The 13,103-nt window shown below is 67.4% G+C and carries 14 protein-coding genes and 1 tRNA gene; 8 read left to right on the top strand and 7 right to left on the bottom strand.

What is annotated here, in order from left to right; all coding sequences use genetic code 11:
* Window positions 1-40 precede the first annotated feature (40 nt).
* Both purD and KZX46_RS09135 read left to right on the top strand, forming a co-directional pair.
* A complete protein-coding gene (gene purD, locus KZX46_RS09140; RefSeq protein ID WP_219776320.1) occupies window positions 41-1,270 on the top strand; it encodes a phosphoribosylamine--glycine ligase in 1,230 nt (409 codons plus the stop codon).
* Between the two features lie 2 nt (window positions 1,271-1,272).
* Window positions 1,273-2,340: a phosphotransferase gene (locus KZX46_RS09135; protein ID WP_219776319.1), complete on the top strand. Its 1,068-nt coding sequence runs from the start codon at window positions 1,273-1,275 to the stop codon at window positions 2,338-2,340.
* 29 nt (window positions 2,341-2,369) lie between these two features.
* Here KZX46_RS09135 and KZX46_RS09130 read toward each other — a convergent pair whose 3' ends face one another.
* The gene (locus KZX46_RS09130; protein WP_219776318.1) at window positions 2,370-3,680 is read right to left on the bottom strand and encodes a hemolysin family protein; all 1,311 of its coding nucleotides are present in this window, start codon (window positions 3,678-3,680) and stop codon (window positions 2,370-2,372) included.
* Between the two features lie 284 nt (window positions 3,681-3,964).
* Between KZX46_RS09130 and ihfB the strand changes: the two genes are divergently transcribed.
* Together ihfB and KZX46_RS09120 are read left to right on the top strand one after the other, a co-directional pair.
* Complete coding sequence (gene ihfB / locus KZX46_RS09125) at window positions 3,965-4,246, top strand: integration host factor subunit beta (protein WP_216711021.1); 282 nt, start codon at window positions 3,965-3,967, stop codon at window positions 4,244-4,246.
* 16 nt (window positions 4,247-4,262) lie between these two features.
* A tRNA-Leu gene (locus KZX46_RS09120) sits at window positions 4,263-4,349 on the top strand.
* Window positions 4,350-4,379: 30 nt separating this feature from the next.
* Here KZX46_RS09120 and KZX46_RS09115 read toward each other — a convergent pair.
* Window positions 4,380-5,735 carry a DNA recombination protein RmuC gene (locus KZX46_RS09115; protein WP_219776317.1) on the bottom strand — a complete coding sequence of 452 codons (1,356 nt, stop codon included), beginning with the start codon at window positions 5,733-5,735 and terminating at the stop codon, window positions 4,380-4,382.
* 178 nt (window positions 5,736-5,913) lie between these two features.
* Between KZX46_RS09115 and KZX46_RS09110 the strand changes: the two genes are divergently transcribed.
* On the top strand, window positions 5,914-6,834 hold the full coding sequence (locus KZX46_RS09110; RefSeq protein WP_219776316.1) for an SMP-30/gluconolactonase/LRE family protein: 921 nt from the start codon (window positions 5,914-5,916) through the stop codon (window positions 6,832-6,834).
* A gap of 26 nt (window positions 6,835-6,860) precedes the next feature.
* Here the strand turns inward: KZX46_RS09110 and KZX46_RS09105 are convergent, their stop codons facing one another.
* From KZX46_RS09105 to typA, 5 genes are all read right to left on the bottom strand, one after another.
* Window positions 6,861-7,292 carry a nucleoside deaminase gene (locus KZX46_RS09105; RefSeq protein WP_219776315.1) on the bottom strand — a complete coding sequence of 144 codons (432 nt, stop codon included), beginning with the start codon at window positions 7,290-7,292 and terminating at the stop codon, window positions 6,861-6,863.
* Between the two features lie 37 nt (window positions 7,293-7,329).
* Window positions 7,330-7,494, bottom strand: a complete 165-nt coding sequence (locus KZX46_RS09100) for a YqaE/Pmp3 family membrane protein (RefSeq protein ID WP_219776314.1) — start codon at window positions 7,492-7,494, stop codon at window positions 7,330-7,332.
* The gene (locus KZX46_RS09095; RefSeq protein WP_226896196.1) at window positions 7,494-7,862 is read right to left on the bottom strand and encodes a hypothetical protein; all 369 of its coding nucleotides are present in this window, start codon (window positions 7,860-7,862) and stop codon (window positions 7,494-7,496) included. Before KZX46_RS09095 ends, KZX46_RS09100 begins: the two co-directional genes overlap by 1 nt.
* 74 nt (window positions 7,863-7,936) lie before the next feature.
* Window positions 7,937-8,140, bottom strand: coding sequence for a hypothetical protein (locus KZX46_RS09090; protein ID WP_216711017.1), 204 nt, complete (start codon window positions 8,138-8,140; stop codon window positions 7,937-7,939).
* 96 nt (window positions 8,141-8,236) lie between these two features.
* Window positions 8,237-10,075, bottom strand: a complete 1,839-nt coding sequence (gene typA / locus KZX46_RS09085) for a translational GTPase TypA (protein WP_216711016.1) — start codon at window positions 10,073-10,075, stop codon at window positions 8,237-8,239.
* A gap of 221 nt (window positions 10,076-10,296) precedes the next feature.
* Between typA and KZX46_RS09080 the strand changes: the two genes are divergently transcribed.
* Genes KZX46_RS09080 through tilS form a run of 3 tightly spaced genes read left to right on the top strand, consistent with a single transcriptional unit; the run spans window position 10,297 to window position 13,059 of the window.
* Window positions 10,297-11,214: a helix-turn-helix domain-containing protein gene (locus KZX46_RS09080; protein ID WP_219776313.1), complete on the top strand. Its 918-nt coding sequence runs from the start codon at window positions 10,297-10,299 to the stop codon at window positions 11,212-11,214.
* Entirely contained in the window at window positions 11,211-12,092 is an 882-nt protein-coding gene (ybgF, locus tag KZX46_RS09075) for a tol-pal system protein YbgF (RefSeq protein ID WP_219776312.1), read from the top strand. The genes KZX46_RS09080 and ybgF overlap by 4 nt, the downstream gene beginning before the upstream one ends.
* Window positions 12,073-13,059, top strand: coding sequence for a tRNA lysidine(34) synthetase TilS (gene tilS / locus KZX46_RS09070; RefSeq protein WP_219776311.1), 987 nt, complete (start codon window positions 12,073-12,075; stop codon window positions 13,057-13,059). Before ybgF ends, tilS begins: the two co-directional genes overlap by 20 nt.
* Window positions 13,060-13,103 lie beyond the last annotated feature (44 nt).

Here is a 13,103-nt window from a genome sequence, read left to right as displayed (position 1 = left end):
GCAGCTTGGCCATAATACTGCGCCGGGTTAGGGCAGGCGCATGAACATCCTCGTCATCGGCGGCGGCGGGCGCGAGCATGCGCTGTGCTGGAAATCGCGGCAGTCGGCGAAGGTCGATCGCCTGTTCTGCGCACCGGGCAATGCCGGGATCGCACAGGTCGCCGAGTGCGTGTCGCTTAATCCCGGCAATTCGGCAGTCGTCGAGTTCGCGCAGACCAACGACATTGGCCTCGTCGTCATCGGCCCCGAGCAACCCCTCGTCGACGGGCTCGCCGACGCCCTTCGTGCCGCAGGCATCCGGGCGTTTGGACCGTCGGCGGCGGCGGCGCGGCTCGAGGGGTCGAAGGGGTTCACCAAGTCGCTGTGCGCGCGGGCGAATATCCCGACCGCCGCCTTTGCCCGCTTCGACTCGGCAGATGCCGCGCGCGAGTACGTCGCCGCGCACGACTTGCCGGTGGTGATCAAGGCCGACGGCCTCGCCGCAGGCAAGGGCGTCGTTATCGCGACAACCGCCGCCGAAGCCGGTGCCGCGCTCGACAGCATGGCGGGCCCCGTCGTGATCGAGGCATTTTTGACCGGCCCCGAGGCGAGCCTGTTCGTCCTGTGCGACGGCACCGACCTGCTCAGCCTTGGCAGCGCGCAGGACTATAAGCGCGTTGGCGATGGCGACACTGGGCCAAATACCGGCGGCATGGGCGCGGTTGCCCCTGCCCCAGCGCTGACCGCAGTGCTTGAATCGCGCGCGTTGACCGAGATCGTCGCGCCGACCGTCGCGGCGATGGCGGCGATGGGGACGCCGTTCATCGGGGTACTGTTCGCCGGGTTGATGCTGACGCCCACTGGGCCGCAGTTGATCGAGTACAACGTCCGCTTCGGCGATCCCGAGTGCGAGGTGTTGATGCTCCGGCTCGAGAGCGACCTGCTCGACCTGCTCGTCGCGACCTGCGACGGCATGCTAGCCGCGGCGCGCCCGGTATGGCGCGACGATACTGCGGTGACGGTGGTGATGGCGGCGGAGAACTACCCCGGGCTGCCGGTCACCGGCACCGTTATCGCGGGGATCGACGACGCCGAGGCTACCGGCGCGGTCGTATTCCACGCGGGAACCGCGCGTCGCGACGACGGCGCAGTGATCGCCACCGGCGGCCGCGTCCTCGCGGTCACCGCAATCGGCGCCGATGTTGGCGAAGCGCGGGCGGCTGCTTATGCTGGCGTCGACAAGATCGATTGGCCGGGCGGCTTCTGCCGTCGCGATATCGGCGGGGAGTGAGCATGGCGAGCAGGCAGGAACTCAATTCGGGCGTCGGCGAGGTGCGTGTCGGGCTCGGCTTCGACGAGGCGCGGCTCGCCGAATGGATGGCAGCGAACGTCGACGGCTTCGCTGGGCCGCTGACGGTTCGCCAGTTTAATGGCGGCCAGTCGAACCCGACGTACAAGCTGACGACGCCGGGACAGAATTACGTCCTCCGCCGCAAACCGCCGGGAACGCTGCTCAAGTCGGCGCACGCGGTCGACCGCGAATATCGCGTCATCACCGCGCTCCACGCCGCAGGTTTCCCCGCACCGCGAACCTTCGGCCTGTGTACCGACGACGATGTCATCGGGACGTGGTTCTACGTGATGGATTGCGTCGAGGGGCGCGTGATCTGGGACACGACCTTCCCCGACGTGCCGCGCGGCGACCGCCCGGCATATTTCGACGCGATGAACGCGACGATCGCGCAGCTCCACATGCTCGACCCGGTCGCGATCGGACTCGGCGACTTCGGCAAGCCAGGCAATTATTTCGCGCGGCAGATCGGCCGCTGGTCGCGCCAATATCTCGAGGACACCGACGCAGGGCGGTTCGAAGCAATGGACCGGCTCGTCGAATGGCTGCCGAACAACATCCCGCCGGGCGAGGAGACCAGCGTCGTCCACGGCGACTATCGCTGCGATAACATGATCTTCCACCCGACCGAGCCGAAGGTGCTCGCGGTACTCGACTGGGAGTTGTCGACGCTCGGCCACCCGCTCGCCGATTTCAGCTACCACTTGATGATGTACCGGATGCCGCCATCGATGACCGCCGGACTCACCGGGGTCGACCTCGCCGCGCTCAACATCCCCGACGAAGCCGCGTACACTGCCGCCTATTGCCGACGGACGGGGCGCGACGGCATCGCCAACATGGATTTCTACGTCGCGTACAACATGTTCCGGCTGGCCGCGATCTTGCACGGCATCCAGGGGCGCGTCGTGCGCGGAACGGCGGCGAGCGCGCATGCGAAGGCGAGCGGAGCAGGGGTGGCCCCGCTGGCCGAATTGGCGTGGGAGCAGGCGCTGAAAGCGGGGGCGTGAGCGACGCGGTTATCGTTGCAGCCTGACCGCTAAGCTTCCGCTTTCGCGATGCACGTCGCGATGACCTTGTCGATCTTGCGGCCGTCCATGTCGACGACCTCGAAGCGCCAGCCGTCGGCGTCGAACACCTCGCCGGTGTCGGGCAAATGGCGGATCTGCGCGAGGATATAGCCCGCGACGGTCTGGTAATCGCGGCTGACGGGAAGGTCGAGGCCGAGCCGATCGGCCATCTCGTCGGCGGGAAGCGACCCAGACAACAGCCACGAACCGTCGTGGCGCTCGACCGCAGGCGGGTCGTTGGCGTCGTCGACGTCCGAGCGGAACTCGCCCGCGATTGCCGCGAGCAGGTCGGCCGGGGTCACGATTCCCTCGAAATGGCCGTACTCGTCGTGGACCAGCGCAATCGGAATATCGGCGTCGCGCAGGCTGGCGAGCGCGTCCATCGCGTCGAGCATGTCGGGCAGCACCGGCGCGGGCCGCGCCAGCGCGCGCAGGTCGAGCGGACGTCCCTCGATCAGCGCGGCGACGACGTCGCGCGCCTGGAGCACGCCTAGGATATCATCGATCGATCCCGCCGCGACGGGCAGCCGCGTGTGCGGGGTCTTCGCGAGCGCGTCGCGGGTCTCCTGGTCGCTCGCATCGGCGTCGAGCCAGTCGATCCGGTTGCGCGGCGTCATCACTCCGCGCACCGGGCGGTCGGCGAGGCGCATGATCCCCGAGATCATCTGGCGCTCGCTTTCCTCGATCACCCCGGCGGTCTCGGCCTCGGCGACGACAGAGCGCAGTTCCTCCTCGGTGACGACGTGGTTGGCGTCGCGGCGCTGGCCGAGCAGGCGGAAGACGAGTGCGCTGCTCTTGTCGAGCAACCACGCGAACGGCGAGGCGAGCCGGGTCAGCCACAGCATCGCCGGGGCGACCGCACACGCGATCGGCTCGGGCGAGCGCAGCGCGAACTGCTTGGGCACGAGTTCGCCGACGATCAGCGAGACGTACGTCGTCAGCACGATGACGATGCCGAAGCCGATGTCCTGCGCGTGCGCCGGGGACATGCCGAACCACGCGCTTAACCGCTCGCCGACCGGCCCCGACAGGCTCGATCCCGAAAAGGCGCCGTTGAGGATCGAGACGAGGGTGATTCCCGCCTGCGCCGACGACAGGAAGCGCGCCGAATCCTCGGCAAGTGCGAGCGCGGTCGCGGCGCCGCTTTTGCCTGCGGCGGCGAGGCCACGGAGGCGCGGGCGCCGCGACGCGACGATCGCCAGCTCGGACATGCTGAGGAAGCCGTTGAGGACGATCAGCGCGAGGACGATGACCGCGTCGATCCAGGGAAATGCGTGCACTCGCCTCCAAGAAGGTGACGCGGCGAACCGCGATTGATGTCTAGATGAACCGGCGGCGCCCCCGACCGCAAGCGTCTCGTTCCGCCCTTGGCACCCCGGGCGCTTGAACGATTGATTTGTTCCCGGCCAATCTGCTAATTGTTACGGTATCGTGTTAAGCTCGCCTCGTGTTATAAATGGAGCGGCCCGTGGGCGGTATTTATGCGCGGGGGGCGGGTAATTAATCGTAAGTCATAGTGTCGGGGCAGGCGCTTGAACACGCGTCTCGGGAAAGGTTCGCAAGGATGATCCGGTCGGAATTAGTGACGGCGGTGGCCACCGCCAATCCGCATCTTACGCAGCGCGACGTCGAGCGCGTCGTCGCGACGATCTTCGATACGATCAGCGAAGCCCTTGCCATCGGCCGGCGCGTTGAACTTCGCGGCTTCGGCGCATTTTCAACCCGCGCCCGCGAAGCCCGCACCGGCCGCAACCCGCGCACCGGCACCGCGGTCGAGGTCGATGCCAAGCGCGTGCCGTATTTCAAGCCCGGCAAGCACTTACGCGAGCGCCTCAACGTCGGCTAAAGACGGGTTTGCGCCGGCCCACGTGGCGGAACCGGTAGACGCAAGGGACTTAAAATCCCTCGGCCGCAAGGCCGTGCCGGTTCGATTCCGGCCGTGGGCACCAGCGCAGCATCTCCGTCCTTGCGCGGACGGCTTACTCCGCCGCGATCGCGGCAGGCGGCGGCAGGAGTTCGGGCGCGGCCGCGATCCTTGGGGTGCCGTCAATCGGCGCAAGCGGCGCAATCCCCTTCTTGCCGGGATCGACGCCGAGATCGGTGAAGCGCCGCGCCTTGGGCAGGACATTCGCCTCGAGCGACCCGACGAAACCGTTGTACGCATTGACCGCCTGCGTCAGATTCTTGCCGACCGAACTCAGATGCTCGGTCATCGTCGCAACGGCTGCGTGAAGCTGGGCCCCGAGCGCGCCGATCTCACGCCACTGTTCGGCCTGAGTCTCCTGCCGCCAGACGAGCGCGACGGTCTTGGCGATCGCGAGCAGGTTGATCGGCCCTGCCAACAGAATGCGCTGGTCGAACGCCCATCCGAGCAGCGGCAGGTCATGTTCGAGCGCCGCCGACAGGAAGTTTTCCCCCGGCAGGAACATGACGACGAAATCGGCCGACGCGCCGAAATCTTTCCAGTAATTCTTGTCGCCGAGGCCGCGGGCATGCGTCCGAACCGCTGCGGCATGACGCTTGTACGCGGCACGGCGTCCGTCCTCGCTGTCGGCCTCGCCCGCCGAGAGATAATCGTTGAGCGAGCATTTCGAATCGACGATCAACTGACGCCCGCCCGGCAAGTTGATGATCGCGTCGGGTCGCTTGTTGCCGTCGCCGCGGTCGGTGCTCGTCTGTAGGGTGAAGTCGATCCCCTCGCGCAATCCCGCCATGTCGAGGACGTTGCGTAGCTGCTGCTCGCCCCAGCTGCCGCTCGTCTTGCCGCTCGACCGCAATGCCGAGACGAGCTTCGACGCCTCGTCGCTGACGCGGGCATTGCCGAGCGCGAGCGCGGTAACCTGTTCGCGCAGGCCGCCATACGCCTCGGCGCGGGCAACCTCGACCTTCTTCAATTCACCTTCATAGCGCGTCAGTGTCTCGGCGACCGGGGCAAGCAGCGCGGCCATGCCGGTCTCGGACAAGGTCTTGTGTTCCGCAAAGCGGGCTTCGGCGCGTTCGAGGAAAGCCGTTTGCGCACCGTCGAGCGCCTTTGCTGCCAGTGCCGCGAACGACGTCTGGAGATCGGCAAGCTGCCGGGCGTGACCGACATCGCGTTCGGCCTGTCCGGCCCGAAGCCCGGCGAGGTCGGCAGCGAGCCGATTGCGCTCGGCTTCGACCCCGGAGAGTTCGGCGAGCCGCACCTGCTGCGCCTCGACCTCGACCGCGTGACGCCCGATCGCGATGCGGTGGTCGACGACCTGCGCGCGGGCGGCGGCGAGGTTGCGGCCCCACGCGAACCACGCCGCCGCAAGCACGACGAGCGCGACAACCAGCACCGCAACAGCAACTTCCACGACCACCCTCCCATGCGAACGTAACGTGAATCGACCCTAGCCGATCGCGGTGCCCAGGGGAATCATTCTCGGGTTCTGCCGGTGCGCGATCGATGATTTCCTCTTGATCGGCGGGCGGGGAGGCGCATCCTCCGTGCTCGTAAATTGCCGTCGCAGAACGGCGTAGGGGAGAATTGCCATGCATCCGCACACTATCGTCGCCGAAAACCTCGCCTTTCCCGAGGGACCGGTGTGGTTCGAGGATGGCTCGGTCGTCGTCGTCGAAATCAAGGCGGGGCGGATCACCCGCGTCCGCCCCGATGGCCGGACCGAAACCATCGCGACCCCGGGCGGCGGCCCGAACGGCCTCGCACTCGGCCCCGACGGCGCGCTGTACCTGTGCAACAACGGCGGCTTCACGTGGAGCGGCGACGGCGAGGGCATGATGCTCCCCGGCGGCGCGCCCGACGATTACGAGACTGGGCGGATCGAGCGCATCGACCTCGGCACCGGCAAGGTCGAACGGCTTTACGACGCGTGCGACGGGCACCCGCTGTCGGGGCCGAACGATATCGTCTTCGATGCACACGGCGGATTCTGGTTCACCGACCTCGGCAAACACCATGCGCGCAGCACCGATAACGGCGGTTTATTCTACGCGCACCCCGACGGCTCGAAAATCGTCTGCGCGGTCCACGGGCCGAACATGAACGGCGCCGGCCTGTCGCCCGATGGCAAGACGGTCTACGCCGCGTGCACGCAGGCGCGGCTGCTCCTCGCGTTCGACATCATCGGGCCGGGCACCGTCGCACCGTCGGCGATCCCGGCGCTGCCGGGGCGCGTCGTCACGAGCTTTCCCGGCTATACCTACCTCGATAGTCTCGCGGTCGAGGCCGACGGGCGGATCGCGGTGGCGACGCTGGTCGAACGCCCCGGCATCTGCTCGGTCGACCCGGCGACGGGAGCGCAGGAGGATTTCGCCTTCCCCGACCTGCTGACGACGAACATCGTGTTTGGCGGCGACGATATGATGGATGCGTGGGTCTGCCTGTCGACGACGGGCAAGCTCGCGAGGTGCCGCTGGCCGCGACCCGGGCTCCGCCTCGCGCATTACGGCTGACCGCCCTGCCCCAGATCGTGGTGTCCTTACCGGCGAGCGGTGAAGAAATCGGTCAGCATCGCCGCTGCCTCGACCTCGGCGATCCCGCCGTAGACCTCGGGGGCGTGATGGCAGGTCGGGTGGCTGAACACCCGCGCGCCGTGATCGATCCCGCCGCCCTTGGGATCGGAGGCGCCGTAATACAGCCGCATGATCCTAGCGAAACCGATCGCCGCCGCGCACATCGCGCATGGTTCGAGCGTAACGTAAAGGGCGTGACCGGGGAGGCGTTCGGAGCCAGCCGCCGCACACGCCGCGCGAATGGCGAGGATTTCAGCGTGTGCGGTCGGGTCGGATAACTCGCGGGTTCGATTACCCGCAACGGCGACGATCGCCCCGGACGCGTCGGTGATGACCGCGCCCACGGGCACCTCGCCACGCATGGCCGCCGCTCGTGCCTCGGCGAGCGCGGCGGCCATGGCTGTCGAAGGTGGAGACGGCATTGCGCCGCTTAGGCTAGGAACGCCCCTGCAGCACCACCCAAAGCGCGTGCACGACGCCCGGGATATAGCCGAGCAAGGTCAGCAGACAGTTGAGCCAGAAAGCGCCCCCGATGCCGCGCGCAAGGAATACTCCAAGTGGCGGCAGCAGGACCGCGGCGACGATGTTGAGGATCGTCATTACTTCTTGTCGGCGTCGGCCTTCTCGACGCTGATCGTCGGCACATCAACGCCGGTTGTCTTGGTGCCGACGCTGACCGTCGGGGTCGTCACATCGGTCGTCTTGGTGCCGATATCGACCTTGGCGGTGTCGACGTTAAACTTCGGCAGCGACCCTCCGGCGGTGTCGACCTTGACCGTCGGCAGCGAGCCGGACTGCGTCTGGTCGATGTTGATCAGCTTGAACGCGAAGGCGGCGACGACGAGCGCGACGATGATCAGCAGCGCGATCAGCCAACCCATGTTATTCGAGCGTTCACGCACGACGGTGCGTTCGACCACAACCGGGTTGCCGGCGGCATCGACGGAGCGGGTTTCGTATTCGGCCATGTTGTATCATCCCTCTTCGGTTCGCCCGGCCTCAACGCCGCGCCTGACCGAAAGGTTGCCGAAACGATTCAGCGTTAACTGCGCCGGAGCTGGTTACGCAACGATGCTACCAACAAAGCGAAACCGCTGATCAGGATGACTGCCGCGCTGCCAAACCCACCGCTGTTCGCGATGATGTAGACCATGAACACAGCCAGCAAAGCGACGAGGATCCACGGCGTCCGGGCCTGCGCCGACCGCCGCCGGACCGGCCCGCTCAGTATCCGCAATGCACGCAACTTCAGTCTCCTGTCGGACCCACACCAAAGATACGGTCTTCGGGCCCGACAGTTGCGCTTTTACGTCCCGCTAACTTCGATTGCAGCAACGGCGCATCAGCCGTTGGCGACCTGGCGGCTTGCGCGCTTGCGGGCGTTGGGGTCGAGGTGGACCTTGCGCAGGCGGATGAAGTTCGGCGTCACTTCGACCAGCTCGGTGTCGTCGATGTAGGCGATCGCCTGCTCGAGGGTCAGCCGCTTCGGCGGGCTAAGGACGATCGCATCGTCCTTGCCGCTCGCACGGAAGTTGGTCAGCGCCTTCGACTTCAGCGGGTTGACCTCGAGATCGTCATCGCGCGCGTTTTCGCCGATGACCATGCCCTGATAGACGGCCTCGCCGGGCTCGATCATCAGCACGCCGCGCGGCTGGAGATAGCCGAGCGCATAGCCGACCGCTTCGCCGGTCTCGGTCGAGATCAGCACGCCATTGCCGCGCCCCGAAATCGGACCCTTGTACGGGCCATAGCTGTCGAACAGGCGGTTCATGATGCCGGTGCCGCGCGTGTCCGACAGGAACTCACCGTGGTAGCCGATCAAGCCGCGCGCCGGGGCGCGAAAGGTCAGCCGGGTCTTGCCGCCGCCGCTGGGGCGCATGTCGGTCATCTCGGCCTTGCGGCTCGCCATCTTCTCGACGACGGTTCCCGAATATTGCTCGTCGACGTCGATCATGACGGTCTCGTACGGCTCGGTCCGCTTGCCGGCTTCGTCGGTCGCGAACAGGACGCGCGGGCGGCTGATCGACAGCTCGAAACCTTCGCGGCGCATTGTTTCGATCAGCACGCCGAGCTGGAGCTCGCCGCGCCCGGCGACTTCGAAGCTATCCTTTTCAGCCGATTCGGTGACGCGAACTGCGACGTTGCCCTCGGCTTCGCGCTTCAACCGGTCGGCGATCATCCGGCTCGTCACCTTGCTGCCGTCGCGGCCAGCATACGGCGAATCGTTGACGCTGAACGTCATTGCGAGTGTCGGCGGGTCGATCGGCTGGGCGTGGAGCGGTTCGGTGACGCTGATGTCGGCGATCGTGTCGGCAACGGTCGCCTTGGTCAGCCCGGCGATGGCGATGATGTCGCCGGCATGGGCTTCCTCGACCGGAACGCGCTCGAGGCCCTGGAAAGCGAAGATCTTCGCGGCGCGACCTTCCTCGGCAACCGAGCCGTCGGGGTTGAGCGCGCGGATGGGCATGTTGAGCTTGAGCGTCCCCGACAGGATACGCCCGGTCAGGATGCGGCCGACGAACGAATCGCGGTCGAGCAGCGACACGAGCATCTTGAACGGGCCGTCGACATCGGCAGCGGGGGGCGGGACGTGCCGGACGACAGTCTCGAACAGCGGCGTCAGATCGCCCGAGCGGACATCGCTATTATAGCCGACGTAGCCGTTGCGCCCCGACGCGAACAGGACTGGGAATTCGAGCTGCTCGTCGGATGCTTCGAGCGTGACGAACAGGTCGAACACCTCGTCGAGGACTTCCTGCGCGCGGGCGTCCTGGCGGTCGATCTTGTTGACGACGACGATCGGCTTCAACCCAAGCGCCAGCGCTTTGCCGGTGACGAACTTGGTCTGCGGCATCGGTCCTTCGGCAGCGTCGACGAGCAGGATGACACCGTCGACCATCGACAGGATGCGCTCGACCTCACCGCCGAAGTCGGCGTGGCCCGGCGTGTCGACGATGTTGATGTGCGTCGTCTCATGCGTCGTCGGATCGGTCCACTCGACGCTCGTGCACTTGGCAAGGATCGTGATGCCGCGCTCTTTCTCGAGCTCATTCGAATCCATCGCGCGCTCGGCGACACGCTGGTTGTCCCGGAACGTCCCGGACTGGCGGAACATCTGGTCGACGAGGGTCGTCTTGCCATGGTCGACGTGCGCGATGATCGCGACATTGCGCAAGCGCATGTGGTAAATCCTGAATATCGGGGTCGGAGGGTCGAGCGCGCCCTTACGCTAACTGCTGCGTCGCAACAAGGGCGGACCGGCGAGACCGTTACCACGCCATGACCCGCGCACCGCCAGCGATTGACTTCGCGGCGTCCCCAAGCGAGTTTGCCCCCCGCTGAGCCAAGGGCTGCCGAACCCTGGCCTGCCGGGTTAAGGGCTTGCCGAGTCAAGGAAACGCCGTGGACACCGAAGTCACTGCCGCAGGCGACGATTTTGCTCATGGCCGCCGCGTCGGCGCAATTCTCGGCGATGCGCGAACTGCTGCCGGGCTGGAACTGATCGACATTGCCCGCGATACGCGCGTCCCCGTCCGCCACCTCGCGGCGATCGAGGCCGACGCCCACGACTCCTTACCCGCGCTGCCGTATGCGATCGGCTTCGTCAAAGCCTTTGCTCGCGCGGTCGGCGTCGATCCGGAAGCCGCCGGTGCCCAGTTTCGCGCCGAGACGAGCAAGGTCGCGCACGTCCCCGCGCCGCCGCCGATGTCGCCGCTCGACGAACGCCGCCTGCCCCCGCGCGGACTGGTGACCGTGAGCATCGTCGCGGTGCTCGCCGTCATTGCCGCCGTCGTCGCGTGGAGCGCAGGCGCGTTCGATGGCGCCTCGCGCCCGACCTCTGCGCCGGTCGTCGCAGCGGCGCCGCCCGTGGTGTCGCCCGCCGAGACCGCAGCCGCCAGCCCGGCCACACCCCCTGCAGCCGATTCGACGGCAATCGCCGGCACGCCCGCTGCAGCGGTGCCCACCTCACCTGCAGTCACTCCGGCCGTTGCCCCCGTTGCCATGTCGCCCGCCGCGCCGGGAAGCGGCCACATCGTCATCACTGCGAGCGACGATGCGTGGTTCCGCATCTCGGCATACGATGCCACCGCGCGGAAGGTCGTCACCGTCAAGACCGGCGTCCTGGCGAAGGGCGAGCATTACGAGGTGACGCCGGTGCCGGGGCAGCGGCTGTGGACCGGGCGCGCAGGCGCGCTCCAGATCAGCGTCGACGGTCGCGCGTTGCCGCCGCTCGGCGGGCCGGTCGAAACGGTCAAGAACGTCAGCCTCGACGCCGCCGACCTCCGTGCGCGCCTCGCCGCCCCGGCCACGCCGCGATGAAGGCCATCGTTCTCGCCATGCTGCTGCTCGCCACACCTGCGTTCGCGCAGGACGAGCGCCTCGATAAGCGCGTCGGCACGCTTGAAACCCAGATGCGCGCAGTCCAGCGCAAAGTCTTTCCCGGCGGCGATCCGCGTTTTTTCACGCCCGAGATCGCGCCCGCGACGAGCGCGCCCGCCGAACCGATCGGCACGCCGGCAAGTTCTGCGCTCGCCGACCTGACCGCGCGCGTCGATGCGCTCGAACGCCAGCAACGGACGCTGACGGGCCAGGTCGAGGAAGCGCAGTTCAAGCTGCGCCAGCTCGACGAGACGCTGACCAAGTTCCGCGGCGACACCGAATCCCGGCTGACCGCGATCGAGGGACCCAAGACAACAGCTCCAGCCGCCGACGCCGCGCCGGTTGCCGCGCCCGACGCCGCAGTCGCTCCCCCGATCCGTACTCCGGCCAAGCCCCCCGCCAAGCCAGAGGTCGCGGCGACCCCGGCTTCGATCGAGGACACGTGGCGCGCCGCCTACGCGCTTTATGTCGCCAAGGATTATTCGCGCGCCGAGACGGCGATGCAGGACTTCCTGACCAACAATCCCAAGTCGGCACGCGCCAGCAACGCGCAATATTGGCTGGGGCGCAGTTACATGGCGCAGGACAGCTTTGCCCAGGCGGCGAAGGCATTCCTCGACGGCTACCAGAAGTATCCGAAGGGCGACCGCGCGCCCGACAGCCTGTTGTGGCTCGGCAACGCGCTCGCCGCGCTCAAGAAGCCCGACCAGGCGTGCCGATCGCTGAATGAGCTCGAGTCGGTGTACGGCGAGACATTGACACCGGCGCTCAAGTCGGCGGCCGCGAAGTCGCGCAAGGATGCAAAGTGCGACGCCTGACCCGACGGTGACGCCCGACCTCGCCGCCACCGTCGCGGCGTTGATCGGACGGCGCTTGCACGATGACGAGGCGATCGCCGTGGCGGTCTCGGGTGGTCCCGACAGCCTTGCGCTGATGCTACTGGCTCATCGCGCGTTCGGCAGCCGGCTTCGCGTCTTGACCGTCGATCACGGCCTTCGCCCCGAGTCCGCTGGCGAAGCGGCGATGGTCGCGACCTACGCCGCTTCGCTTGGCATCCTTCACACGACGCTCCGCTGGGATGAGCCCCGTCCCGGGTCCAACCTCCAGGCCGCGGCACGGGCTTCGCGCTACCGCCTGATGACCGACCATTGCCTCGCGCATGGCATCGGCTGGCTGGCGACCGCGCACCATCAGGGCGACCACGCCGAGACCCTGTTGTTGCGACTGGCGCGCGGCAGCGGGAGCAGCGGCCTCGCCGGAATTCGCGCGCGGCGCCCGCTTTCCCCCGGAGTCGCCTTGCTCCGCCCGCTCCTTGGAGCAACCAAAACCGACCTTGCCGACGTCGTCGCCGCTGCGGGATGGGTCGCGGTCGACGACCCCTCGAATCAGTCTCCGCGCTACGACCGGACGCAGGCGCGGGCCGTTCTTGCTGCCGCCTCGTGGCTCGCGCCCGAACGCCTTGCCGCAAGCGCGGCGCATCTCGCCGAGGTCGAAGCCGCGCTGGTCTGGACCGCCGACATCGCTTGGCGCGGGCGGGTCACGGTAAGCGCGGCGGATATTACCATCGATGCTGCCGGCTTGCCGCGCGAGCTGGCGCGACGCCTCCTCGTCCGCGCTGTCGCTGTCCTCGCGCCCGCTGCCACGCCGCGCGGGCCCGCTGTCGATCGGCTGCTCGGACGCCTCAATGCTGGACTCGGCGGCACGATCGCCGGAGTCGCAGTGACCGCTCGCGCGACCGCCAGCGACGCAATTTGGGCTGCCAAGGTCGCCGCGCCGCGCCGTTAATCGGGGGAAGATGCGACCGGACGACGCTTCTTTACCATCAAAAC

The sequence above is a fragment of the Polymorphobacter sp. PAMC 29334 genome (genome assembly GCF_019431245.1).
GTDB classification, from domain to species: Bacteria; Pseudomonadota; Alphaproteobacteria; order Sphingomonadales; family Sphingomonadaceae; genus Polymorphobacter_B; species Polymorphobacter_B megasporae.
The sequence above is the reverse complement of the archived record's forward strand: the minus strand, read 5'-3'. Positions and strand labels throughout refer to the sequence as shown.